Raw genomic sequence first — 25,537 nt, forward strand, 5'->3', positions numbered from 1 at the left:
ATCATGACTGAATGGATTGCCAATCTGCAGGCCTGGTTATTTGAAACGCTGGTCCAGCCTGCGATGTTCTCACTCGGGCTGGGTGAATTTGTGGAAGATGCCTTTAACGGCGTTGAATGGTTTGTCTGGGGACTGATACAGCTGGTGCTGCTGTTCCTGATTCTGCGTCCGCTGGAAGCATGGCTGCCGGTGCAGACCATACGCAATCGCTGGGCGCGCTGGAACGATTTTCTCTACACCGCACTGCACCGGCTGGGTGCGTTTTCGGTACTGACGTTTTTCCTGCTTGAACCAATGCTGGACCAACTGACGGCAGTATTGCATTTGCAGGGGTTGAATCCGTTTAATCTGGAAAATCTCTGGTCCGGCTTTCTGCAATATCCGGCGCTGCTGTTTTTTGCGTATCTGGTGGTACTCGACTTTTTCGATTACTGGTATCACCGTGCGGAACATCAGTTCAACTGGTGGTGGGGCTTGCACAGCCTGCATCACAGCCAGCAGGATATGAATCTGTGGTCGGATAACCGGAATCACTTGCTGGATGATTTACTGCGCGATATTTACATGGGCATCATCGCCATTGTGATCGGTGTCGAGCCGGGTCAGTATGTGCTGCTGGTGATGGCATCGCAAATGCTGCAAAGCCTGCAGCATGCGAATGTGCGCATCCATTTCGGACGCTGGGGAGAGTACCTGTTAGTGTCGCCCCGGTATCACCGTTTGCACCATGCAATTGGCATAGGGCATGAAAGCGATGGCGAAGGTACACTCGGCGGTCATAATTTTGCGGTGCTGTTTCCGGTGTGGGATTTGTTATTCGGCACAGCGCGTTTTACCGGCGAATTCGTGGAAACCGGTATCCGCGATCAGTTGCCGCCACCGGCAGGGCAGGGGCGCGATTACGGCAGCGGATTCTGGTCTCAGCAAAAGCTGGGCATTTTGCGAATGCTGGGCATCGATAAGGAAACAAAAGCATGAACATGACGGCACTGGGTTTGTCCTGGGGACGCGCGCTGGGATCGCAATTCCACTGGCGCATGCTGAGCCTGACCTTTTTGCCATTTCTGGCCGCCGCAATTTTGTGGGCCGGTATTCTGTGGTTTGGTCTGCAGGCGCTGGTTGATCTGATACAGGCGTGGTTCGCGCAGTATCAGGGCTTTGAGCAAACCGGCCGCATCTTCAGTTTTGTCGGGTTGCTGGCGCTGAAAGCATTTGTGGTGCCGCTGGTGGCAATGTGGTTGCTGTTACCGCTGATGGTACTGACTTCTATGATCTGCATCACAGCTTTTGCCATGCCTTCCATTACGCGCTTTGTCGGCAACCGCTATTACCCGGTGCTCGAAAGGCGGCACGGCGGTAGCCTGTTCGGCAGTCTCTGGCATTCGCTGAGTTCGTTTGTTATTTTTATCGTGATCTGGCTGCTGACTTTACCGCTGACGCTGATTCCGCCGCTGGCCATGGTGCTGCAACCTTTGCTCTGGGGCTGGCTGACTTACCGCGTGATGATTTACGACGCACTGGCTGAACATGCAGATGCCGACGAGCGTGAACTGATTATTACCCGCTATCGTCCGGCACTGATTGCGATCGGCACGGTATCCGGCATATTTGGCGCAGCACCGGGCATGCTCTGGCTCGGTGGTGTAATGTCTTTCCTGACCTTACCATTCACCGCCGGTTTCGCAATCTGGCTGTACATCGTGGTGTTTGTGTTCACCGGATTGTGGTTCGTGCATTTCAGTCTTTCTGCACTGGAGCAGTTACGTGCAGAGCAGGGCATACGTATTGCAGACAATCAGGTGGTTGCTGAGTTCTGATGTCGCGCTGAACATAACAGCTTCATTTACAGATGAAGCTGTGCAGCGGCACAATCCCGCTCAGTATTTGTCCCTGTGGCAAAATGACAGCTTATTCAGGTAAGCGAAGGGAAATGCAATGGGATTCGGACTGATCATCATCGGCGATGAAATTTTATCCGGCAAGCGTCAGGATAAACATCTGGAAAAAGTCATCGCCATACTGAAGCAACGCGGATTGCAACTGGACTGGACCGAATATGTCGGCGACAAGCGCGAACGCATTACCGCCACTTTGCAACGCAGTTTTGCCGGTGACGACGTCGTGTTTTCCACTGGCGGCATCGGCGCAACGCCCGATGACCATACCCGTCAGTGTGCAGCTGCCGCATTGAATCTCCCGCTGGTACTGCACCCGACCGCACGTAACTGCATACAGGACCGTATCCGCAAAACGGCAGCTGATGCCGGTCAAACCGTTGATCTCGACAGCCCCGATAATCTGCAACGCCTGAAAATGGGCGAATTCCCGCAGGGTGCGGAATGCATTCCGAATCCGTACAACAATATTCCGGGGTTCATGATTCAGCGCCATTATTTTGTACCGGGTTTTCCCGTGATGGCATGGCCGATGATTGAATGGGTACTGGATACGCATTACGCGCATTTGTTCCATCAGCACCCTGAGGCAGAACTTTCCTGTATCGTTTATGGTGCAATGGAGGCATCGCTGACGCCGCTGATGGAAGCGATTGAAGCCGAATTTCCGGGCGTCAAAGTGTTCAGCCTGCCGAGTGTCGAAACCGCGACCCAGCGTCGCCATATTGAACTGGGCGTGAAGGGCGAGGAAAGCTTGCTGAGTCCGGCCTTCGCCCGTTTGCAGGTAGGTCTGGAGCAAGCCGGTGCAGAGTTTGTGCCGGCGGTGAATAGCCCCGCTGCAGACTGAATCCGGTCAGGGATATGCAAAAGTTAAAGTTCACCCTGTTTTCCCTGCGCGACTTTCTGGTTGCGTTCGGCCCTGTGCTGGCCTTGTTTTGCGGACTGGTGTATCTCGGTTATCGCTTGGCCGATCCTGCGCCTTCGCGTCTGGTTGACATGACCAGCGGGGTGCAGGGCTCCACCTATGAGCGCTTTGCACGGGCCTATTCTTCTGAACTTGCAAAGAGTGGCGTCACGCTGAGAAATGCAAACTCGGAAGGCTCTCAGCAAAATTTCGAGCGTATCCGTGATCCGGATTCTGTGTATGAAGTCGGTTTTGTACGCAGCGGTTCGACTGATCCGGAACAGGCCACAGAGCAGGGGCTGATTTCGCTCGGCGCTTTATTTTATGAGCCGATCTGGATTTTTTATCGCAGCAAAACTGACTGGCGTTCGCTGACGCAGTTAAAAGGCAAGCGTATTAATCTCGGTGCACGCGGTTCCGGCATACAGCGTATTTTTACCGAATTGTTGCAACTGAATCATTTGCAGGAAGCAGATGTCAGCATTCAGCGTTTGCCGGATCAGCAGGCGCTGGCGAGTTTTCTGCGCGGCGAAACCGATGTACTGGTGTTTTGTACCGGCAGTGATTCAGAAATCGTGCAGCAATTGCTGCAAAACCGCGATGTTCGCCTATTCGATTTTGAACAGGCGGAAGCCTATACACGGCGTTTAGCGTATTTATCGGCGGTGACACTGCCACGCGGCATTATTGATATCGGCGCGGATTTACCTGCCCGGGATTATCATTTGCTGGCCACCACCGTGACGCTGGTGGCGCATGAAAGTCTGCATCCGGCGCTGGTGTCGCTGATGCTGCAGGCGGCCCGCAGCATTCACAGCAAAGCGGACTGGTTCAGTAAGCGCAATGAATTTCCATCCGAGCGTTTCACGGAAATTCCGGTATCAGAACACGCAGTGAAATTTTACGAACACGGCACACCGGTGCTGCAGCGTTATCTGCCGTTCTGGGTCGCTAACTTCATCGAACGCATGTGGTTCGTGCTGGTCGCGGCCGGTGCACTGATCCTGCCACTGTCGAAAATTATTCCGCCTGTCTATGTCTGGCGTATCCGCTCCCGTATTTATCGCTGGTATGGTCAGTTGCGCGAAATCGAACTGAGTCTGGAGCAGGAGGGACTTGGCTGGCAGCAGGGAACGCAGAGACTGGATGCACTGGAAAATAGTGTGAATCAGATCGTGGTGCCGCTTGCCTATGCCGAAGAGTTGTACGGTTTGCGTGGTCATATTCAGCTGGTGCGCAGCCGGCTGGCAGCCGCTGCGGCGCGCGACCGGCAATCGCCTCCGGCAGAAAATGGCAGTTGCGCAGACTGCTGAATTTCCTGTGGCGCACTTGCCGCTGTCAGAATTAAATTCCGCCGGAATGCCTTCGTACCGATCAGGCTTTGCATGTGTGCAGTGCGGGATCGGTACCGGCGGAACTGCGTTAAAATCAGCGCTTTGTTACATTTCTCTTAAGTCATCATCATGACCACGACGAGCGCTTATCCTACCCCGTTTGAACTCGGCAACGGCAACCAGACCACAACCTGGCCGGAATGCATTGCCTACTATCAAAAGCTGGCAGCAGATTTCCCGCAAGTACTGCAATTTTTTGAAATCGGACAGTCGGATTCCGGACGCCCGATTCATGCCGGTGTTGTTACTGCTGATGGCGTATTTGACCGCGAGCAACTGAAGGCAGCCGGTCGTCCTGTGTTTTTCAATAACAATGGTATTCACCCCGGTGAGCCGGAAGGCGTGGATGCCTGCATGGCACTGGTACGTGATTTTTGTCTGGATGCAGATCGACGCGCAGCGCTGGGCAATACGGTCTTCCTGTTTACGGCCATTTATAATGTCGACGGCAGCATGAACCGCCAGAACACCTCGCGTGTGAACCAGGATGGCCCGGAAAGTTTTGGTTTCCGTGGCAACAGTCTGCATCTGGATCTGAACCGTGATTTCATCAAATGCGACAGTCTGAATGCACAAGTGTTCAACCGCTTTTTTACAGCCTGGGATCCGGATGTGATGGTGGACACCCATACATCGAACGGTGCGGATTATGCTTATACGATGACGCTGATTCAGACGCAGACCGATAAGCTCGGATATGGTCTGGGTGAGTATCTGAAGCAGCAAATGTTACCGGCGATTTTCCAGGGCATGGATGCCAGAGGCTGGCCTACTTGTCCGTATGTGAATCCTGTCAAAGATATTCCGGATCACGGCATTGAAGATTTTTTGGAAACACCACGCTTTTCCACAGGGTATGCGGCCTTGCATCACACTATCGGGTTTATGCCGGAAACCCATATGCTGAAGCCGTTTAAAGACCGCTATCTGTCGATGCGTGCGCTGGTGGAAACGGTACTGGATTACACCATTCAGCATGGTCAGCAAATTCGTAGCCTGCGCCAGCAAGCCCGCGCAACAGTGCGTGCACAACAACAGGCAGCAGTGCACTGGGAAGCCGATCACAGTCAGCCTTCCAGCTTCATGTTCCGGGGCTATGAAGCAGTATATTCTCCGAGTGTACTCGGCACTTATATGCGGCTTTCCTATGACAGACAAAAGCCCTGGGAAAAAGCAATTCCGTATTTCAATCGTTTTGTCCCGGATATCGTAGTCGCTCAGCCAAAAGCGTATCTGATTCCGCAGGCATGGCGTCATATCATCGAGCGTCTGCAATGGAACGGCGTGCAAATGACACGCGTGGAAGAAACACATGAACGTGAAGTGCAGGTGTACCGTGTTCCGTCTGTGGCTTCTCGTCCGAATGCCTATGAAGGACATATGTTCCATGATCAGGTCAGCCTGACGCAGACAACCGAAACGGTCCGTGTCGAAGCAGGGGATTATATTGTCAGTCTGGATCAGGATCAGGCGCGTTATGTGATCGAAACGCTGGAACCTGCTGCACATGACAGTTTCTTCCGCTGGGGCTTCTTCAACAGTGTGCTGGAGAAAAAAGAAGCTTATTCAGATTATGTGTTTGAAGACAGTGCGGCAGAAATACTACGCACTGAGCCGGAAACTCGTGCTGCGTTTGAAGCATGGAAAGCGGTGAATCCTGAGATTCTGGACAGCCAGGAATCGGTGCTGGATTTCATTTTTGCGCATTGCCGTAAATACCGTGAACCGGAATGGCGTCGCTATCCGGTATATCGTTTATTCTGATCGGTAGTTTGTTTCGCCCGTGCATCATTTGTTGCCCGGGCGAAACGCTATAAAGAGGCAGAATTCCATTGATATTCTCGTTTTGCATCTGTGCCGCACTTCATTACAATAGGGCGCTGTAATACATTCGTAACATGTTTATTTTTGCGGTTTTGTTGAAGGGGACATAATGAAAAAAATGCTGAAACTGGCAGTCGCAGGTCTGGTTCTGTGTTCTGGTGCATCCGTGATGGCGGAAGGCGTGGATACCTCGGTGGATGGTATTTTTAATGCACTGACCAGCTCAACTAATCTGCAGGCAACAGTTGATACTCTGGTATCCGGTGGTGCGAATCCACAGTCAATTATTTCTGTTGCAGCGGCAGCAGGTATTTCTCTGGATGCCGTCAAAGAACTGCAGGTATGCAAATCGACATCCAGTGGTGATAACAGCCTCGGCGCCTCTTGTCTGCGTCCCAGCTCTGTTGTTGCAGCTTATCAGTCCGGTGCAAACGATCCGGTACGCTTCCTGCCAGCAACTGCAGCAGGTAAGAAAAAAGCTGCTGAATCCAAATAACCGGATCACTGCAAATAAAAACGCCGCTTCAGTAAGCGGCGTTTTTATTTTTATATTCGGGGTATTCTGAATCTGTCCGGAAATTGTATTTGCATCGTGCAGACGCTGCCAAATGACACCGCGGTATTACTTTCAGCGCACATCACCGGACTGTCGAACCGGATGCAGTAAGCCACGCAAATCATTGTGATCAATTTCGTACAAGAGTGCCAGCAACCTGCCCAGCTCTCCGGTAGGAAAACCTTCGCGGGCAAACCAACCGAGGTAGTGACCGGGTAAATCCGCCAGAACACGTCCTTTGTACTTGCCGTAAGGCATGCGCATGCTGGTCAGACGCAGCAAATCATGCTGTCGTTGTTGTGACTCACCGGTGCTCATTCGCTTTGCGAACCATTCACGGATTGGGCTGGCTGACTGGCCGGTGCCGCATTTTTTGGCGGTACAGGCTCGGCACGTTTTTCTGCTTCCGGTTCATTCGGAAACACAGTGCCATCCAGATAGCGCTCGATCAGATCAAAGAATTGTGAGTAAAAATTGCCACTGGCGATGGTTTCGCTGGCAACTTTCACCATGGAATCATCGGTGCTGCCAAAAGGTAATGACACAGAGCCAATCGCACTGACACCAATACTGGCGGAGGTATTGCTCTTTTTCAGGGAGTAGCGGTCGCGCACAGCATTGGCGAAAATGGTGGAACTGTTACTGCCTTTGCTGTCAGGCACACAGGTCACGTTAAACTCGATTTCCGCATGAATATCAACATCATGCTGATATTTGCGGCGACCACGAATGATGGTCGGTTTCCAGTCACTGATCACATAACCCTGACTTAACAGGGCGCGGCGGGCCGCTTCGCAGGCGTTTTGTTCACTACCGGGGTAGCTGCGGGTGAACACATCGGTGGCGCCGAAATCTTCGTGCTGGGCTCCGGCGGATTTCTGGCCGGTGACGCTGCAGGCGGACAGGCCTGCCAGCAGCAACATTGCCAGGGATCGGTAAACAACTTGTAGACGCATAATTCTCACTTCTCAGATATCTGGCGGTCGCATACAGGCAGCGACCTGACAGAACATGTGCCGTATTGTAAACCGGATACCGTTTTTCCGAATGACAGCCTTGTGACGGATTGTGACGGTGTACGAACGGTTCCGGACTCAGAAACTGCCGGCGAACTGGTAACGCTGCCCCGGATGCCACATTGTGACGACGGTTGCCACCCGTGCTTGCGAACGGGTTTTCCGGTGCAGTACCAGACAAGCATCACGTGTGCTGATCTGCAGCATATCAGCCACCGGCTTAGGAGGCAGCATGGCTTCGATACGGTAATCCACACCCTGCAACGGTGCTACTGCTACAAGGTATTCATTCGGTGTTCGCAGACTGAAATCCTGTGCCAGATAATCCGGCGCAATGACCGGATTAACCCAGCGGTCTTCCACCTGAATCGCAACCTGATTCTCAAAGTGCACGATCAGCGAGTGAAACAAAGATGTTCCAGTATCGACGCCAAACTCCTGTGCCAGTAATTCGCTGGCCGGCAATGCCTGTAACGCATGAAGTTCGCTACGGTGGACATGACCGCGTGCCCTGACTTCATCCGCGATGCTTTTAATTTCCACCAGCGTAGCCTGATATTTTTGTTGTGCAACATACGTTCCCGAACCTTGTATGCGTGTCAGGATTTGTTCCGCAGTCAGTTCTCTGACGGCGCGGTTGACAGTCATGCGAGAGACTGAGAATTGTGCTGCCAGCGCGGATTCGGACGGGATTGCGTCGCCTTCTTTCCAGACGCCACTTTGCACTGCTTGCAGCAGATAGTCTTTGATTGCCTGAAAAGCAGGGGTTGAAGCAGGAATTTTGTTCACGGATGCAGCCTGTAGGTTCTGGTTACAAAAATGTACCGGATAGCGCTAAACCGGCATTGTCGCATTAAAAATCCGCTTGCTAAAGTTGTATATACAACTTAAACTGCCAATCAATCGCAGTCGTATGTCTGCGCAGGCGATATTTGCCACCCGAAAAACATCTGTTTCACATCTAGGAGACCTGTATGTCTGATGCACTGATGAATGATCCGCGCTGGGATGCCAGCCGTGAAATCCGCGCACCGCGCGGTGCTGAAAAAGTTTGTAAGACCTGGGTGGCGGAAGCTGCTTACCGCATGATTCAGAATAATCTGGATCCTGCTGTCGCAGAAAATCCCAAGCATCTGGTGGTGTACGGCGGTATTGGCCGCGCAGCGCGTAACTGGGAATGCTTTGATCAGATTCTGGCTTCGCTGAAAGAGCTGAATGAAGATGAAACCCTGCTGATTCAGTCCGGTAAGCCAGTCGGTGTATTCAAAACCCATGCAGATGCACCACGCGTTCTGATCGCGAACTCCAATCTGGTACCAAAATGGGCTAACTGGGAACATTTCAACGAACTGGACCGCAAAGGTTTGTTCATGTACGGCCAGATGACGGCAGGCAGCTGGATTTACATCGGTACGCAAGGCATTGTGCAGGGCACTTATGAAACGTTCGCTGAAGCCGGTCGTCAGCATTTCGGCGGTGAGTGGGGTGGTCGCTGGATTCTGACCGCTGGTCTTGGTGGTATGGGCGGCGCACAGCCACTGGCAGCAACTTTTGCCGGTGCGGTATCGCTGAATATTGAATGTCAGCAGTCCAGTATTGATTTCCGTCTGCGTACCCGTTACGTGGACAAGCAGGCGAAAGACCTGGACGATGCACTGGCGCTGGTACGTTATCACTGCGAACGTAAAGAGGCGGTATCGATCGCTTTGTTGGGTAATGCCGCTGAAATTCTCCCGGAACTGGTCAAGCGCGCACAGGCTGGTGGGATGAAGCCGGATCTGGTGACGGATCAGACCTCAGCACATGATCTGATTAACGGTTACCTGCCAGCTGGCTGGACTGTTGCAGAGTGGAAAGCAGCTCAGCAGGATGCCAACCGCCACGCAGAGCTGACCGCAGCAGCAGCGAAATCTTGTGCAATTCATGTGCAGGCAATGCTGGATTTCCATGCAATGGGCATTCCGACGGTGGATTACGGTAATAACATCCGTCAGGTTGCATTTGATCAGGGCTTGAAAAATGCATTTGATTTCCCGGGTTTCGTGCCGGCATACATCCGTCCTCTGTTCTGCGAAGGCAAAGGCCCGTTCCGCTGGGTAGCCTTGTCCGGCGATCCGGATGATATCCGTAAAACCGATGCCAAAATTAAAGAACTGTTCCCCGAAAACCGCCATGTGCATCAATGGCTGGATATGGCTGCGGAACGCATTTCCTTCCAGGGCTTGCCGGCACGAATCTGCTGGCTGGGACTGGGTGAGCGTCACCTTGCAGGTCTGGCCTTCAATGAAATGGTGCGCAATGGTGAACTGAAAGCACCGGTCGTGATTGGCCGTGATCATCTGGATACCGGATCGGTTTCCAGCCCGAATCGTGAAACTGAAAGTATGCGTGACGGCACCGATGCTGTGTCTGACTGGCCGTTACTGAATGCCTTGCTGAACACAGCTGGCGGCGCGAGCTGGGTATCTTTGCATCACGGCGGTGGTGTCGGTATGGGTTATTCCCAGCATTCCGGTATGGTGATTGTGGCGGACGGCAGCGAAGCAGCAGCAGAGCGTCTGGCACGTGTACTGATCAATGACTGCGGTTCCGGTGTGATGCGCCATGCCGATGCGGGCTACGAGCAGGCTATTGCCTGTGCCAAGCGTCAGGGTCTGAAGTTACCGATGATTCGCTGATTTTTCTGAGTCATCAATAAATATTTGAGAATTTTGTGATTACAGGGCCGGAAATCCGGCCCGGAGACAGGAAACAGAATGACTAGCTTAACTATTAACCCAGGCCAGTTCAGCCTCGCCGACCTGCGTCTGATCTGGAAGCAACCGGTACAACTGCAATTGCATCCGGATTCCCGTGCAGCAATTGATGCTTCTGCAGCAGCAATTCGTAAGATCGTTGAAAAAGGCGATGCTGCTTACGGTATTAACACTGGTTTCGGCAAACTGGCAAAGACCCGCATTCCGGACGATCAGCTGGAACTGCTGCAGCGTAACCTGATTTTGTCGCATTCAGTCGGTACCGGTGAGCTGATGAGTGATGAAGTGGTACGCCTGCTGCTGGCAACAAAAATCGCCAGTTTGTCCCGTGGGGTATCCGGTATCCGTGCATCGGTGATTGACGCAATGATCGCGATGTTTAATGCCGGCATCATGCCAGCTGTACCTGTTAAAGGTTCTGTCGGCGCTTCAGGTGATCTGGCGCCACTGTCGCATATGACGCTGGCACTGATGGGTGAAGGTCAGGTCCGTGTTGGCGGTGTTATGCGTTCTGCCGCAGAAGCCCTGGCAGACGCGGGCATCACACCGGTTGTACTCGCGGCGAAAGAAGGTCTGGCGCTGATCAATGGTACCCAGGCATCGACTGCGCTCGCACTGAACGGCTTATTCCTTGCGGAGCGTTTGCTGGAAGCGGCAACCATCACGGGCGCTTTGTCGGTTGATGCAGCAAAAGGCAGTGATGCGCCTTTCGATGCCCGCATTCATAGTAGCCGTGGTCAGCCTGGTCAGATTAAAACAGCTGCGATTTATCGCGAACTTCTGAGCGGCAGTGCGATTCGTCAGTCGCATCTGGTGAATGACGAACGTGTGCAGGATCCTTACTGCCTGCGCTGCCAGCCTCAGGTCATGGGTGCTTGTCTGGATGTTATTAATAATGCGGCCCGTACTTTGCTGACAGAAGCGAATGCGGTGACAGATAATCCACTGGTGTTTGCCGATACCGGTGAAGTGATTTCCGGCGGTAATTTCCACGCTGAGCCGGTTGCATTTGCTGCCGACACGCTGGCGCTGGCGATTGCAGAAATCGGCTCGATTTCTGAACGCCGCATTGCATTACTGATTGATGCGTCGATTTCCGGCCTGCCACCTTTCCTGGTACCGTCTTCCGGTCTGAATTCCGGTTTTATGATTGCCCATGTGACGGCAGCGGCGCTGGCATCTGAAAACAAATCGCATGCGCATCCGTCCAGTGTTGACACGATTCCGACATCCGCAAATCAGGAAGATCACGTCAGTATGGCAACTTACGGTGCGCGTCGCCTGCACGAGATGGCGCACAATACCGCAACTATCGTTGGTATCGAGTTACTGGCTGCTGCGCAGGGCGTTGATTTCCACGCACCGTTGCAGACTTCCGGTTTGTTGCAGCCGGTGGTGCAGCGTCTGCGTCAGGATGTCAGCTTCTACGATAAAGACCGTTTGTTTGCTCCGGAAATCGAGGCAGCAAAACAACTGGTACTTGACGGCGCAATCAGCGCACACTGCCAGTCTTTGTACCAGCATTTGTATCTGGCCTGATCAAAGCGCTGACAACAACCTGCCGTACTGCAGTTCGCAGCGGCAGGTTTTGTTTTTTTGGAGTACATTCGGCGTATAGTGATAAAGGAAATAATGATGCAAATCTGGTCTGAACAGGATTTCCGCACCATGCCCTGGAAAAACGGTGGCGGAAGCACAACTGAACTGGCAATTTATCCGTCGCAGGCGGGGTTGGATAATTTCATCTGGCGCCTGAGCACTGCTACCGTCGCAACTGACGGACCTTTTTCCCATTTTGCAGGGATAGAGCGCAGTCTCGCCCTGCTGAGTGGCGACGGAATGGATTTATATCTGCACGAGACTGGTGATGAAGGTGAAGTCGCTGAACTGCGTCCGGACAGCGCTCCTTTTCGATTCAATGGCGAAACGCCGGTCGTAGCGAAATTGTTGAATGGTGTTGCAATTACAGATCTGAATATGATGAGCCGGCGCGAAGTCTGCTCGCACACGATGCTGCGCTTTGGTGAAGGTGATCACTTTGTGCAGGCAAACGAGGCACAACAGATTTTACTGTTTTGCCATGAGGGACAAGCGACACTTGCCGATGGTACGTTGATACAGCGTCAGCAGTTATTGTTGCAGGAAGAAAATCATGCGCATGAAGGACTGACACTGCAATTCAGTGCTGCAGCGGAAAGTGACATTTATCTCATTATTATTCGCTTCAGTGCGACAGGAGCAGGATGATGCAGGTATGGGATCATCTCTGGAACAATGTGCATCTGGCCACCATGGATACGGACGCCGGCGATATTCGTGATGCGGCAATTGCGGTACACGCAGGGAAAATTGCGTGGCTGGGAAAAGAATCAGATTTACCAAAAGGCTGGCAGGCCAGTCAGGTGACTGACGGACAGGGACACTGGATCACACCGGGTCTGACTGATTGCCATACGCATCTGGTGTATGGCGGTAACCGTAGTCATGAATTCGAAGCACGCCTGAACGGCGTCAGTTACGAAGCAATCGCGCAGCAGGGCGGTGGCATACGCTTTACAGTCAGTGCGACTCGTGAGGCCAGTGAAGAAGCGCTGCTCGCAGAAGCAATTCCGCGTTTACGCAGTTTGTTGAAAGAAGGCGTCACCACCGTAGAAATCAAATCCGGCTACGGTCTGGATATTGCAAGCGAAAGAAAGATTCTGCGGGTCGCACGCAGGCTTGGCGAGATTTTTCCGGTTCGGGTGGTAACGACTTTCCTCGGTGCGCATGCATTGCCGCTTGAATATCATGGACGTGCTGACGCATACATCCGCCATGTTTGTGACGAGATGCTGCCGGCCCTCGCAGAAGAAGGGCTGGTCGATGCGGTCGATGCGTTTTGTGAAAATATCGGATTTTCTTATGCGCAGACGGAGCAGGTTTTCATTGCTGCACAAAAGCTGGGATTGCCGGTGAAATTACATGCGGAGCAATTATCAGATCAGGATGGCGCAGCACTGACAGCCCGGTATCAGGGTTTATCGGCAGATCATCTGGAATATCTTTCTCAAAAGGGAATTGTTGCGATGGCAGCATCCGGTACGGTGGCGGTACTGTTGCCCGGTGCATTTTATTATTTGCGTGAAACCAAACTGCCGCCAGTACAGGCATTACGCGATGCTGGTGTTCCGATGGCACTGGCGACAGATTGCAATCCGGGTACATCGCCGATGACATCCTTATTGCTGACTATGAATATGGGATGCACTTTGTTTCGTATGACGCCGCTGGAATGTCTGCAGGGCGTTACCGTACATGCAGCCCGTGCACTTGGTTTGCGGCAGACTACCGGTATGTTACGGGTTGGTATGGATGCGGATATGGCGCGCTGGGCAATTACCCGTCCGGCAGATTTGTCCTACTACATCGGCGGTAATTTCCTGAGTGAGCGCATTTTTCAGGGAAAGTCAGCGACTGTTTCCTGAGCGGTCAGCAAACTGCGCTGTTACATAGAGCCATTGCAGTTTGTGGTGAATATTGAAACCTTTTTGACAATCTTTTACGGCGAGCCCCGATAAGCGGGGCTTTTCGTTTTTTGTCACCGGATTTGAGCGCGTATAATGTCAGACAGACATCGGCATCGCCGTAAGCCCGCGTATCAATAACGCTGTGGCCAATCTCATTGCTTCTCACATCTATGATTTCTTCCACCCTAACTTCTGTAAAGTCTTTGCTGAGCCGCGCATTGCAGCGACGCTGGATTCAGATCAGTTCCGGCCTTATTTTGCTCTGGAGCGTTCTGGGCTGGCTGGCAGTACCTGCTATTGTGCGGTCCGTATTGCCTGAGCAGGTTTTGCAGCATACCGGACGTGTACTCGAAACCGGTGATATCCGGTTTTCACCATGGACGCTGACTCTGACCTTGTCCGACCTGCATCTGAAAGAAGCTGACAGAAAAACGGATGCGCTGACAGTCAATAAGCTTCAGCTGAATCTTTCGCTGGCCTCGGTATGGCATCGCGCACTGGTGGTGGATGGTCTGGAACTGGATCAGCCACAATTGCGGGTTACCCGGGAACTGCAGGGAACACACAGCCGTTATAACTTCAGCGATATTCTGGAAAAACTGGCGGAAACACCCGCCAGTCCTGAACCTGCCCGTTTTGCACTGCATGACATTCTGATCCGGCAAGGGGGAATCCGTTACGAAGATACCGGTTCTGCAAAAACTGCCGTTATAAGCGCTCTCGAACTCGGGTTGCCATTTATTTCCAGCTTTCCGCATGACGCTGACACCCATGTCGAGCCCGCGATTTCATTCATGCTGAATGATGCGCCGGTCAGATTTCACGCGAACAGCAAACCATTCAGCAGCACGATGGAAAGTCGTCTGGATCTCGGTATTCAGACACTGGATCTGGCGAAACTGCAAAGCTATTTGCCACTGGCACTTCCGGTGCGCTTACAGTCAGCCAGACTGGATTCCGCGCTGACTCTGGTATTTCAGAATCAACCTGCCAAAGCGGTACTGGAAGGCAGCGTGGCACTGCAAAAGGTGCATCTGCAAAGTCCGGAAGGCGATGATCTGTTGCGTGTCGGAGGACTCAAAGCAGAGCTGGCATCGGTGGATTTACATTCATTGCAAGGGCACATCAAAAATCTGCAGATTGATCAACCGGAAATCTGGCTGAGTGCAGATAAAGAACGTGGCTGGAACTGGCTTGCGCTGATGCCGGTAAAGACAATGGTTGCGAAGCCAAAGGCTTCCGAAGCCAAGGCTGGCAATGCAGCGCAGACTGAAAGTGCACTACCCTTGTGGAAATTGGATAAAGCGAACATGCAGGATGGCAGCCTGCATTTTTCAGACAATTTGCTCGCAAGCCGAAAAACCAGTCGTGACCTGCAATGGAGTTTGTCAGTCAATTCACTGAATACGGCAAAAGATGCAGCGCCCGCGCAGCTGTATTTCGCACTCAGTGATGCAGATAAGGGTAGCATGAAGCTGGATGCGCAGATTCAACCGCTGAGCCGGCAGATCAGTGCGCAACTGCAGGTCAGCGACTGGCAGATTGCTCCGTACCAGCCCTGGCTGGACAAGGTGTTGCGTGCGGGACTGAGCGGCGCTGTCGATGCGAGTTTGCAGGCAGTCTGGCAGCCGGAAAAATGGTCGCTGGAAAAAAGTGAACTCCACCTGCACGATCTGCGTCTGCAGGGTACGCCTGCCGACGGCAGTGTGGCATTGAGCAGCCTGGATCTGAACGGTATTACTGCGAATAGTGAACTGCGACAACTAAAGGCGGAAATGCTGGCACTGGACGGTTTGCGTACTGAACTGAAGCGTGGCAGTGACGGTGTATGGCTGGCCAGTCGCTGGCTGGCGCAGGATACGGCGAAGTCCGGCAGTGCGGGGGAACAGACGGCAGCAAAACCGTGGCAGTTACAACTGGAGCAGCTCAAGTTGGCGCAGTCGGCATTGTCATTCTCGGATCAGAGTGTCAGGCCTGCGTTCAGGGCGCAGCTTGATCAGGTGAATCTGAACGTCTCGCAGTGGAGATCAGATCTTTCACAAGCGCTGAAAATCGGTGTATCGGGACGCTGGAACCAAAAGGGCAGTCTGAAGCTGGATGCTGATCTGGGACCAAAACTGGCGGATGCGCGGTTCAGTATTGATGCCCGCAGTTTGCCGGTTGCTTCGCTGTACCCTTATGTATCAGATTTACTGAATGTGGAAGTAACGCAGGGTAATCTTAGCCTGAAAGGCAGCGGACGTGCCGGCAGTCTGCGAACAGCACAGCCGGAACTGGCGTTTGACGGTCAGATGAAGTTGCAGGATTTTCAGATATTTGAAAATGGTTCGGAACAGGATTTTCTTGAGTGGAAAACCATCGCTGCCGATGGTCTGAAACTGCAGTTTGGCCCTCGCAATCGTCAGATTGAACTGGCAACGCTGACGCTGCAGGATTTCTTTGCGCGCGCAGTTCTGTCAGAGAAGGGCAAACTGAATCTGTCGAATATTCTGGTACGCAAAGCACCGGATACGGCAGCGCCCGCAGATGCAAAAGAAAAAGCAGTGCCTGTATCGCAGAATGCCTCGCTCGCCGCTGCGACACCGCTACAGGAAGCGCAGCCGGCCCCCGCAAAATCAGCCGCACCACTGATCCGTATCGGTCAGACCCGTATCAGCGGCGGCAATATTAACTTCACGGATCACTTTATTCGTCCGAACTACAAAGCGAATTTGACCGGTGTCAGTGGCACGATAGGCTTGCTCGCATCAGACAGTACCCAACCGGCAACGATTGAACTGACCGGTAAAGTCGATGATGATGCCCCGTTACTGGTATCCGGTGCATTGAATCCGCTGGCCAATCCGATCTTTCTGGACATTAAAGGCAGCACCAACGGGCTGGAGCTGACGCGTCTGACGCCGTACTCTGCGAAATATGCAGGTTACGCGATTGAGAAAGGTAAGTTGTCGATGCAGGTTGCCTACCGTATCGAACAACAGCAGTTAAAGGCAGAAAATGAAATCGTTCTGGATCAGCTGACCTTCGGCGAGAAGGTGGAAAGCCCGGACGCAACAAAATTACCGGTGATGCTGGCGGTTGCTTTGCTGCGTGATAATCAGGGCAAGATTGCGATTAACCTGCCAGTTACAGGCTCCTTATCCGATCCGCAGTTTTCTGTCAGCAGCCTGATTTTTAAAGTATTCATGAATGTGCTGACCAAAGCAGTGACTTCCCCGTTTGCCTTGCTGGGATCCCTGTTTGGCGGTGGTGAGGAATTGTCTTTCGTCAGTTTTGATCCCGGGCAGACGCTGATCGCAGATCCTGCACGTCAGCGACTGGACCAACTGGGCAAAGCACTGCTGGCAAGACAAAGCCTGCATCTCGAAATCACCGGAAAAGCGGATGCCGTTTCCGATGCGGATGGTGTGCGTGCTGCGGTACTGGAGCGTCGCTTACAGGAAGCAAAATGGCGTGATGCGCTGAAAAAAGATAAAACGATCCGGATTGATGACATCACACTCAGTAAAGAAGAACGCCATCGTTATCTGCAGGCCTTGTACGGCGAGGCAAGTATTGTCAAGCCGCGCAATGTGCTGGGACTGACCAAATCTCTGCCGGACGACGAAGTAACGACGTTGCTGAAGGCTGCGATTCCGGTGGATGATGATTCACTGCGCCAGCTGGCACAAAGACGTGCTGATCTGGTGCGAGATTATCTGGAGGATGTTGCCGGTGTGCCGCGTGAACGCCTGTTTCTGATAGCACCACGGATTCATCGCGATTCTGCCAACAGTGACGCATGGCACCGCGTGGATTTTTCACTGAAATAAGCTGGCGCAACGGCACTGTGGCGCATCTGCCGCAGTGTTTGTGGCAACACAAATGACAGAAAGATAGTCTGCGCGTGGCTTGTGCAGCAATGCTAAGGTTGAATGCAGGCAATCTTCATTGTTTTGGAACCCATCCTGAATTATGCTGGGAAAAGAAATCTGCATGACAATGAGAGGAATAAGTATGGCCGACTCTGGACTGAAAAATATTTTGTACGTTGAAGACGACCCGGATATCCGGACAGTCGCAAAAATTTCCTTCGAAATCGTCGGTGGATTTGAACTGAACTGCTGCGCCTCCGGCATGGATGCGCTTCAGCAGATACGCAATGGCTATGTGCCGGACCTGTTGTTGCTGGACGTGATGATGCCGGTCATGGACGGACCGACCACGCTGTTAGAGTTGCGCAAAATGACGCCGACTGCTAATACCCCTGTTGTCTTCATGACTGCCAAAGTTCAATCCGTGGAATTGGAGTACTACCGCAATCTCGGGGCACTGGGTGTGATTGCAAAACCGTTTGATCCGATGACTTTGTCTGATCAGATTAATGAAATGTGGGCTCGTCGTCAGTAATGAATACCGTGAATGACGCTTTGCACGAAAAATTGCGCGCACTGGAAGCCATTTTTCTGCAAAAACTACCTGGCAAGTGTGAGGAAATTGTTTCCGCACTCGAAAATCTGGCTGCAAGTCCGGACGATACCGGCTTGCAGCATGATTTACATCGCTATCTGCATACGATGGCAGGATCGGCGGGAACATTCGGATTTGAAGCGCTGGGGCGTCAGGCGCGGGTGTATGAAAGCCGTCTGAAGCCCTGGGTGAAGGACGGTGTGATGCCTGCGCAGGAATTTGAACAATTCCGCCAGCAGTTACGCGGGTATATGCAGGCGGTGATTGCTGGTGAAACACCGGATGCAGTGCCACAACCGGAAGATAACGACGATATTCTGCAGTCACATGAGCCCGCACGTGAAAACCGTCTGATTTATCTTGTGGATCAGGATGCAGAGCAGCAGCAAGCGATTTCATCACAATTGCAGCATTTCGGTTTTGAAGTTGTCTGGATTGCGCATCCGCGTGATCTGGCCCGTGCTGTTGGCGCACGTCGTCCGGATGCAATTGTGATTGAACTCAGTTTTCCTGATGATCAGCAGGCAGGTGCGGAAGAAATCCGCAGGCTCGAACAATTGAAACGCTTCCGGATTCCTACGATTTTCATTTCGGCATCACCGACCTTTACTTCCCGTATGCTGGCTGTGCGCGCGCATGGTGACGGGTATTTTACCAAGCCGGTGGATGTGGTCGGGCTGACGGACAGGATAGAAGGCTTGCTGCGCCGTGGCAGTCATACCGGCTACCGCGTGATGATCATAGATGATGATGTGGTAACCGCACACTATTACAGCACGGTATTGCGTAATGCTGGCATGGAAGTGCATCTGCTGCACGATCCGGCGCAGGTGCTGGCAGCAATCAGCGATTTCCGGCCCGAGTTAATGTTAATGGATATTTATATGCCAGGGTGCAGTGGCATTGAATTGTCGAAGCTGATACGCCAGGATAATTCCTACGTTGATATTCCGATTGTGTTTTTGTCCGGAGAAGTGGATCCGGAGCGCCAGCTGGAAGCGGTGCGCGCCGGTGCAGATGACTTTATCGCCAAGCCGGTCAGATCCGAGTATCTGGTGTCATCGGTGATTAGTCGGGCAGAGCGCTACCGCACACTGCGTGCACTGATAATGCGTGACGGTTTAACCGGATTGCTGAATCACTCGGCGATTAAAGAACGCCTGCAATCGGAAATGTTGCAGGCACAGCGTAACCGTAGTCCGCTGGCGCTGGCCATGATTGATCTGGACAGTTTCAAGAAAATCAATGACAGCTATGGTCATGCCACCGGTGATCAGGTTTTGCGCACACTATCGCGTTTGCTGCAGCAACGGCTTCGCCGTACCGATATTGTTGGCCGTTACGGCGGTGAAGAGTTTGCCGTGATTTTTCCGGATACGTCGGCGTTGAAAGCCCGTGCGGTACTGGACGAAGTACGTCAGGCATTCGGTCGCATCAGTCAGCATGCTGAGAACGGCAGCTTCCATGTCACGTTTTCTGCCGGGATTGCCGATCTGGAGCAGGCCAGTGATGCCGATGCCTTGTTTGAAGTGGCTGATGCCGCGATGTATGTGTCCAAACAAGCCGGACGCAACCGGATTACGCTGGCGTAAGCAACAGGGTACTCAACAAAAATGCCGCTGATATTCAGCGGCATTTTTGTTTCAGAGCAGCGACCGGTGCGTCGCTCAGATTCTGAGCAAGGTCTGCGCCTTGATTTTGGAATCCAGCGGTTTCCCTTTTTTCGCACGCTTGCCCAGATGGACTTGCAGCGCACTGTTGGCAATCACCACTTCCTGCGGCTTGGCACCACGGCCGATACCGGTGATACGCACACCTTTGTCGGTCACGGTTTGCACCAGCAGCAGCGCTTCTTTATCTTCCAGATCCATCAGAATCACACCACGTCCGCCACTGGACAAAGCTTTCACTTCCGCCAGCGGGAATACCAGCAAACGCCCGTTGCCGGACAGACAGGCAACTGCACTGTCTTCGGCCGCAATCACGACCGGCGCGAACAAGCTTGCATCGTCATCCAGCGTGATAAAGGCTTTACCGGATTTATTACGGCTGATCATGTCGCTGGCTTTGGCGGTGAAACCGACACCGGTACTGGACGCAATCAGCAATCCGGTTTCCGCCGCGCCCGCAAAGTAATGCAGGATGCGGGTACCGGCGGCCAGATCGATCAGCGTAGTGATAGGCACGCCGTCGCCGCGCGCGCCGGGCAGGGCGGATACGGCAACGGAATACACGCGGCCATTCGAGCCGAATACCAGTAACTGATCGACAGTACGGCACTCAAAGGTACCGTACAGAGTGTCACCGGCTTTGAAGCTGAACTGTGCCGGATCATGGCCGTGTCCGGTACGTGCACGCACCCAGCCTTTTTCGGAAATGACGACCGTGACCGGTTCATCCACCACCTTCTGTTCTACCGAGGCCTTGGCGGCTTCTTCGATCAGTGTGCGGCGTGCATCGCCGAATTGTTTGGCGTCGGTTTCGATTTCCTTGATGATCATTTTTTTCATCGAGGCCGGATTGTCGAGCAAATCATGCAGACTGGCTTTTTCTTTGCGCAGCTCTGCCAGTTCCTGCTGAATCTTGATCGCTTCCAGACGCGCCAGCTGACGCAGACGGATTTCCAGAATATCTTCGGCCTGACGGTCGGACAAACGGAAAGCTGCGATCAGCGCCGGTTTCGGTTCATCGGATTCACGGATGATGCGGATCACTTCATCGATATTCAGCAGCACCGCTTCGCGGCCTTCGAGAATATGAATACGGTCATCGACTTTGCGCAGACGGAATTCGGTACGGCGGGTCACGGTCGCGAAACGGAACTGTATCCACTCTTGCAGGATATGGCTCAGCGCCTTCTGACGCGGACGGCCATCCTGACCAATCATCACCAGATTGATCGATGCAGAGCTTTCCAGCGAGGTATGCGCCAGCAGGATCTGCATGAACTCGGTCTGATCCAGATTTTTGGATTTCGGCTCAAATACCAGACGTACCGGTGCATCTTTACCGGATTCGTCGCGCACGGTATCCAGTACCGACAAAATCATTTGCTTCAGTGATACCTGATCCGGCGACAGCGTTTTCTTACCGGTTTTGATTTTCGGATTGGTGATTTCCTCAATCTCTTCCAGCACTTTTTGCGACGAGGTGCCCGGCGGCAGTTCAGTCACCACCGCTTGCCACTGACCACGCGCCAGTTCTTCAATCTTCCAGCGCGCACGTACTTTCATGCTGCCGCGACCGGTCGCATACATTTCTGCCAGCGTCGCTGCCGGTGTGATGATCTGGCCGCCGCCCGGGAAGTCAGGCCCCGGTACCAGCTGCATTAATTCTTCATGGGTGATAGCCGGATTTTTGATCATGGCCACGGTTGCTTTGGCAACTTCGTGCAGATTGTGCGACGGGATTTCCGTCGCCAAACCGACCGCAATACCGGATGCGCCGTTCAGCAGTACGAACGGCAGACGCGAAGGCAGCAGACGCGGTTCCTGCGTGGTGCCATCGTAGTTGGCCTGAAAATCAACAGTACCCTGATCGATTTCATCCAGCAATAAACGGGAAATCGGTGTCAGACGCGCTTCGGTGTAACGCATCGCCGCTGCGCCGTCACCGTCGCGCGAGCCGAAGTTACCCTGACCATCAATCAGCGGATAACGCAGCGAGAAATCCTGCGCCATACGCACCAGTGCATCGTAGACCGACTGATCGCCGTGCGGATGCAGCTTACCGAGCACGTCACCGACCACCGCCGCCGATTTACGCGGTTTGGCGGTGGAAGCAAGGCCGAGTTCATGCATCGCATACAAAATACGGCGTTGTACCGGTTTCTGGCCGTCGCAAACGTCCGGCAGGGCGCGGCCTTTGACCACGGAAATGGCGTAATCCAGATAAGCGCGTTCGGCAAAGCTGGCCAGCGTCAGGGCTTCGCCGTCTGACGGTGGTTCTGTCTGTTCAAATAAATTCGCTTGTTCGCTCATGGTAGCTATCTTTATTCAGCCGCAAAAACGGCTGGAAAAACCTAAAACAGGGGGGGTATCCGCGATTTTCGCCTGATTGTCGGCAAGAATACTGGGCTTCAGAAAATACCCCCGGGGGTATATTTTGGCCTCCGGAGCACCTTGACAGGCACTCCGGCAGCATTAAATGTCAGCTTCGACTGCGTTACCGAACTCTTCCAGCCACGCACGACGCGCCGCCGCTTCGGTTTTACCCATCAGCATATTGAAGCGGTTTTCGGAAAAACTCTGATCGAATTCACCCAGCGCGACTGGCAGCAGGCGGCGGGTATCCGGATTCATGGTGGTTTCCCACAGCTGTTCCGCATTCATTTCACCCAGACCTTTGAAGCGGGAAATGCTCCACGCGCCGTCTTTCACGCCATCTTTGCGCAGCTTGTCTTCGATCGCAGTCAGCTCGCCATCGTCCAGTGCATACAGTTTTTGCGCCGGTTTTTTGCCACGCGCCGGTGCATCGACACGGAACAGCGGCGGACGTGCGACACAGATATGACCGCGTGCAATCAGTTGCGGGAAGTGACGGAAGAACAGCGTCAGCAGCAATACCTGAATATGCGAGCCGTCCACGTCCGCATCGGACAGAATACAAATCTTGCCGTAACGCAGATTCGATAAATCCGGATTGTCCTGCGGGCCATGCGGATCAACGCCGATCGCCACCGCGATATCGTGAATCTCGTTATTCGCAAACAAGCGGTCGCGCTCGGTTTCCCACGAATTCAGCACCTTGCCGCGCAAAGGCAGAATCGCCTGAAACTCTTTATCGCGGCCCATTTTTGCAGAACCACCGGCGGAATCACCTTCGACCAGAAATAATTCATTGCGCGTGATATCGTCAGATTCGCAATCAGTCAGCTTGCCCGGTAACACGGCAACGCCGGACGATTTTTTCTTCTCGACTTTTTGCGCAGAACGCAGACGCGACTGGGCTTGCTTGATGACCAGCTCAGCCAGTTTTTTACCGAGATCCACATGCGCATTCAGCCACAGCTCCAGCGCCGGTTTCACGAAAGCGGAGACTAAACGCACGGCATCGCGTGAATTCAGACGCTCTTTGGTCTGGCCCTGAAATTGCGGGTCCAGCACTTTGGCGGACAACACAAACGAAACACGCGCAAACACGTCTTCCGGCAACAGCTTCACGCCCTTCGGCAGCATGGAATGCATTTCGGCAAAGCTTTTTACTGCGCCGTACAAACCATCGCGCAGGCCGGATTCATGCGTACCGCCGCTCGGTGTCGGAATCAGATTCACATAAGATTCGCGGAATACGCCGCCTTCTTCCGTCCACGCCACTACCCACGACGCGCCTTCGCCCTCGGCAAAGCCTTCGCTGTCGGAACTGGCGAATTGCTCGCCTTCAAATAACGGGATCACCGTTTCGGTCTGATTCTGCTGCGCCAGTGCTTCGGTCAGATAACCGCGTAAGCCCTGATCATATTGCCAGACCTGCGTTTCGCCGGTTTTGGCATGGGTCAGGCTGACTTTGACGCCCGGCAGCAAGACCGCTTTGGAACGCAGCAGACGCTGCAGTTCGCCCAGCGGAATATTCGCGGAATCAAAATACTGCGCATCCGGCCAGACTGTGACACGGGTACCATTTTTCTTATCGCCGCGCGGAATCGGCTGGGTGCGCAGCGGTTCAATCACATCACCGCCGGCAAAGGTCAGCAGATGCAGACCGGCATCGCGCCAGACCATGATTTCTAAACGCTTAGACAGCGCATTTGTCACCGACACGCCGACACCGTGCAGACCGCCGGAAAAAGCGTAAGCGCCGCCGGAACCTTTATCGAATTTGCCGCCGGCATGCAGGCGGGTGAACACGATTTCTACTGTCGGTACACCTTCTTCCGGATGCAGACCAACCGGAATGCCGCGGCCATCGTCTTCAATACTGACGCTGCCATCGGTGTTGAGCGTGACCTGAATGTGTTTGCAATAGCCACCGAGCGCTTCGTCGGAGGCATTGTCGATCACTTCCTGAATGATATGCAGCGGATTTTCGGTACGGGTGTACATACCCGGACGCTGTTTCACCGGCTCCAGTCCTTTCAGGACGCGGATCGACGATTCACTGTAATCAGATGTTGTATTTTTCTTCGTTGCCATGCAGGTTGAAATCGTTGGTTTAAGCAAAATTTGAGCAAAACTGTATGCAGGCTTGCATTTTTTTGTCAGAAGGATACGTTTCGATGTATGCTCTCTGAGTTTTCGGCAGCTATTGTAGCTGCAATGCGTAGCTGGATAAACGATGACAACAAAAACATCTGCCATCGCGATTAGACTCCTCGGTTTTCCCCCGAAAGAAGAAGAAACCTTTCGCAACGTGCTCGTCGTGGCGCGTGAAAAGGGCTATCGCTATACCTGTCTGCTTCCCGGCAGTATTCAGGACCCTGACATGTACATCGTTAATGCCGGTAGTCTGGCGGCGCTGGCATTGCTGTCCGACCTGCATCCCGGAGAGGCGCAACCGGTTTTGCTGATCGGCAAAACGGAGCTGGAATTTGACTATCCGGTGATGCCGCGCCCGATTCGCTGGCGCAAAATTTTCGATGTGCTGGACGATATTATTGATAAGCGCCAGTTGCTGCTGACCACGCTCAGTGCGCAAACGGTGTTGTCGGTGCATGAGCGCCGCAAACATCCGCGTCTGGATCTGGATCTGACCGATCCGGAAGTGTATCAGCGTATGCGCAAGCAACCGCTGGCACGCGGCGGCATTCTGATTGTCGATAAAGACACGCAGTTCCGTGAATATGTTGCGTCGATCATGGATCCTTACGGTATTCCGGTAACACTGGCCAATGATGAGCGCAGCGCTTTGCTGCTGGACGGGAATAATCAGCACGCGCTGACTTTTATTAATACCTCCACGCCCGGAGTTGACCCTTACCGCTTGTGTGATGGCTTAAAACGCCAGAATCAGGGACTGAAGACAGCGGTGGTTCTGCTGGTTGACCGGCACTTTGAATACAAGCCTGAGCTGGGACAGAAAGTCCGCTGCGAAGGTTTTCTGACGAAGCCGATTTCGCGCAAGGTCATACTGAAAACGATGAAGAAATACCTGTATCTGGATCATTAAAAGCGATCTGCGCAGACTATGTGCAACGTGATCTCAGATGAATTTCAAAGTAATTTCAGTCTGAACCGGCTGTAAGATTAAGAAGCAAAGTAGCAAAGTAGCAAAGTAGCAAAAAAGGGCAGCCAGGCTGCCC

At 53.1% G+C, this 25,537-nt stretch carries 19 protein-coding genes; 14 read left to right on the forward strand and 5 right to left on the reverse strand.

Going from position 1 to position 25,537, the window contains the following annotated elements:
* Positions 1–3: 3 nt before the first annotated feature.
* The 6 genes from IE092_RS11925 to IE092_RS11950 all read left to right on the forward strand — a co-directional run bounded on the left by IE092_RS11925 (position 4) and on the right by IE092_RS11950 (position 6,513).
* Entirely contained in the window at positions 4–978 is a 975-nt protein-coding gene (locus IE092_RS11925; RefSeq protein ID WP_189357405.1) for a sterol desaturase family protein, read from the forward strand.
* Positions 975–1,817, forward strand: coding sequence for an EI24 domain-containing protein (locus IE092_RS11930; RefSeq protein WP_308427131.1), 843 nt, complete (start codon positions 975–977; stop codon positions 1,815–1,817). Before IE092_RS11925 ends, IE092_RS11930 begins: the two co-directional genes overlap by 4 nt.
* Positions 1,818–1,935: 118 nt before the next feature.
* Entirely contained in the window at positions 1,936–2,742 is an 807-nt protein-coding gene (locus IE092_RS11935) for a competence/damage-inducible protein A (RefSeq protein ID WP_189357406.1), read from the forward strand.
* 14 nt (positions 2,743–2,756) lie between these two features.
* Complete coding sequence (locus IE092_RS11940) at positions 2,757–4,112, forward strand: TAXI family TRAP transporter solute-binding subunit (protein WP_189357407.1); 1,356 nt, start codon at positions 2,757–2,759, stop codon at positions 4,110–4,112.
* A 150-nt stretch (positions 4,113–4,262) separates the two neighbouring features.
* The gene (locus tag IE092_RS11945; protein WP_189357408.1) at positions 4,263–5,957 is read left to right on the forward strand and encodes a M14 family zinc carboxypeptidase; all 1,695 of its coding nucleotides are present in this window, start codon (positions 4,263–4,265) and stop codon (positions 5,955–5,957) included.
* Positions 5,958–6,126: 169 nt separating this feature from the next.
* Positions 6,127–6,513 carry a hypothetical protein gene (locus IE092_RS11950; protein WP_189357409.1) on the forward strand — a complete coding sequence of 129 codons (387 nt, stop codon included), beginning with the start codon at positions 6,127–6,129 and terminating at the stop codon, positions 6,511–6,513.
* Between the two features lie 132 nt (positions 6,514–6,645).
* Here IE092_RS11950 and IE092_RS11955 read toward each other — a convergent pair whose 3' ends face one another.
* The 3 genes from IE092_RS11955 to hutC all read right to left on the reverse strand — a co-directional run bounded on the left by IE092_RS11955 (position 6,646) and on the right by hutC (position 8,378).
* Positions 6,646–6,891 (reverse strand): DUF3820 family protein, encoded by a 246-nt coding sequence (locus tag IE092_RS11955; RefSeq protein ID WP_189357410.1) that lies wholly within the window; start codon positions 6,889–6,891, stop codon positions 6,646–6,648.
* On the reverse strand, positions 6,888–7,529 hold the full coding sequence (locus IE092_RS11960; RefSeq protein ID WP_189357411.1) for a DUF2242 domain-containing protein: 642 nt from the start codon (positions 7,527–7,529) through the stop codon (positions 6,888–6,890). Before IE092_RS11960 ends, IE092_RS11955 begins: the two co-directional genes overlap by 4 nt.
* Positions 7,530–7,667: 138 nt before the next feature.
* The gene (hutC, locus tag IE092_RS11965) at positions 7,668–8,378 is read right to left on the reverse strand and encodes a histidine utilization repressor (RefSeq protein ID WP_189357412.1); all 711 of its coding nucleotides are present in this window, start codon (positions 8,376–8,378) and stop codon (positions 7,668–7,670) included.
* Between the two features lie 185 nt (positions 8,379–8,563).
* Here hutC and hutU point away from each other — a divergent pair, with 185 nt between their 5' ends.
* From hutU to IE092_RS12000, 7 genes are all read left to right on the forward strand, one after another.
* Positions 8,564–10,267, forward strand: a complete 1,704-nt coding sequence (gene hutU, locus IE092_RS11970) for a urocanate hydratase (protein ID WP_229793153.1) — start codon at positions 8,564–8,566, stop codon at positions 10,265–10,267.
* Between the two features lie 78 nt (positions 10,268–10,345).
* Positions 10,346–11,884, forward strand: a complete 1,539-nt coding sequence (gene hutH, locus IE092_RS11975) for a histidine ammonia-lyase (protein ID WP_189357413.1) — start codon at positions 10,346–10,348, stop codon at positions 11,882–11,884.
* 93 nt (positions 11,885–11,977) lie between these two features.
* Positions 11,978–12,592, forward strand: a complete 615-nt coding sequence (locus tag IE092_RS11980) for a HutD/Ves family protein (protein ID WP_189357414.1) — start codon at positions 11,978–11,980, stop codon at positions 12,590–12,592.
* A complete protein-coding gene (gene hutI / locus IE092_RS11985) occupies positions 12,592–13,809 on the forward strand; it encodes an imidazolonepropionase (protein WP_373295332.1) in 1,218 nt (405 codons plus the stop codon). Before IE092_RS11980 ends, hutI begins: the two co-directional genes overlap by 1 nt.
* A gap of 212 nt (positions 13,810–14,021) precedes the next feature.
* Positions 14,022–17,663 carry a DUF748 domain-containing protein gene (locus tag IE092_RS11990; RefSeq protein ID WP_189357416.1) on the forward strand — a complete coding sequence of 1,214 codons (3,642 nt, stop codon included), beginning with the start codon at positions 14,022–14,024 and terminating at the stop codon, positions 17,661–17,663.
* Positions 17,664–17,847: 184 nt separating this feature from the next.
* Positions 17,848–18,240 carry a response regulator gene (locus IE092_RS11995; protein WP_189357417.1) on the forward strand — a complete coding sequence of 131 codons (393 nt, stop codon included), beginning with the start codon at positions 17,848–17,850 and terminating at the stop codon, positions 18,238–18,240.
* Positions 18,241–18,248: 8 nt separating this feature from the next.
* Positions 18,249–19,892, forward strand: a complete 1,644-nt coding sequence (locus IE092_RS12000) for a diguanylate cyclase (protein WP_189357418.1) — start codon at positions 18,249–18,251, stop codon at positions 19,890–19,892.
* Positions 19,893–19,967: 75 nt separating this feature from the next.
* Here IE092_RS12000 and parC read toward each other — a convergent pair whose 3' ends face one another.
* A complete protein-coding gene (gene parC / locus IE092_RS12005; protein WP_189357419.1) occupies positions 19,968–22,280 on the reverse strand; it encodes a DNA topoisomerase IV subunit A in 2,313 nt (770 codons plus the stop codon).
* A gap of 162 nt (positions 22,281–22,442) precedes the next feature.
* Positions 22,443–24,431, reverse strand: a complete 1,989-nt coding sequence (locus IE092_RS12010; protein ID WP_189357420.1) for a DNA topoisomerase IV subunit B — start codon at positions 24,429–24,431, stop codon at positions 22,443–22,445.
* A gap of 142 nt (positions 24,432–24,573) precedes the next feature.
* Between IE092_RS12010 and IE092_RS12015 the strand changes: the two genes are divergently transcribed.
* A complete protein-coding gene (locus tag IE092_RS12015; RefSeq protein WP_189357421.1) occupies positions 24,574–25,404 on the forward strand; it encodes a response regulator in 831 nt (276 codons plus the stop codon).
* Positions 25,405–25,537: the final 133 nt, after the last annotated feature.

This window comes from Cognatundibacterium squillarum (genome assembly GCF_014652435.1).
In the GTDB taxonomy this organism is placed as follows: Bacteria; Pseudomonadota; Gammaproteobacteria; order Burkholderiales; family Burkholderiaceae_D; genus Undibacterium; species Undibacterium squillarum.

Coding starts and splice junctions, on each gene's coding strand:
- IE092_RS11955 (WP_189357410.1), bottom strand. CDS start 6,891: ATGAGCACCGGTGAGTCACAACAACGACAGCATGATTTGCTGCGTCTG.
- IE092_RS12010 (WP_189357420.1), bottom strand. CDS start 24,431: ATGGCAACGAAGAAAAATACAACATCTGATTACAGTGAATCGTCGATC.
- IE092_RS11930 (WP_308427131.1), top strand. CDS start 975: ATGAACATGACGGCACTGGGTTTGTCCTGGGGACGCGCGCTGGGATCG.
- IE092_RS11935 (WP_189357406.1), top strand. CDS start 1,936: ATGGGATTCGGACTGATCATCATCGGCGATGAAATTTTATCCGGCAAG.
- hutH (WP_189357413.1), top strand. CDS start 10,346: ATGACTAGCTTAACTATTAACCCAGGCCAGTTCAGCCTCGCCGACCTG.
- IE092_RS11980 (WP_189357414.1), top strand. CDS start 11,978: ATGATGCAAATCTGGTCTGAACAGGATTTCCGCACCATGCCCTGGAAA.
- hutU (WP_229793153.1), top strand. CDS start 8,564: ATGTCTGATGCACTGATGAATGATCCGCGCTGGGATGCCAGCCGTGAA.
- IE092_RS11925 (WP_189357405.1), top strand. CDS start 4: ATGACTGAATGGATTGCCAATCTGCAGGCCTGGTTATTTGAAACGCTG.
- IE092_RS11990 (WP_189357416.1), top strand. CDS start 14,022: ATGATTTCTTCCACCCTAACTTCTGTAAAGTCTTTGCTGAGCCGCGCA.
- IE092_RS11950 (WP_189357409.1), top strand. CDS start 6,127: ATGAAAAAAATGCTGAAACTGGCAGTCGCAGGTCTGGTTCTGTGTTCT.
- IE092_RS11995 (WP_189357417.1), top strand. CDS start 17,848: ATGGCCGACTCTGGACTGAAAAATATTTTGTACGTTGAAGACGACCCG.
- IE092_RS11960 (WP_189357411.1), bottom strand. CDS start 7,529: ATGCGTCTACAAGTTGTTTACCGATCCCTGGCAATGTTGCTGCTGGCA.
- IE092_RS12015 (WP_189357421.1), top strand. CDS start 24,574: ATGACAACAAAAACATCTGCCATCGCGATTAGACTCCTCGGTTTTCCC.
- parC (WP_189357419.1), bottom strand. CDS start 22,280: ATGAGCGAACAAGCGAATTTATTTGAACAGACAGAACCACCGTCAGAC.
- hutI (WP_373295332.1), top strand. CDS start 12,592: ATGCAGGTATGGGATCATCTCTGGAACAATGTGCATCTGGCCACCATG.
- IE092_RS11940 (WP_189357407.1), top strand. CDS start 2,757: ATGCAAAAGTTAAAGTTCACCCTGTTTTCCCTGCGCGACTTTCTGGTT.
- IE092_RS11945 (WP_189357408.1), top strand. CDS start 4,263: ATGACCACGACGAGCGCTTATCCTACCCCGTTTGAACTCGGCAACGGC.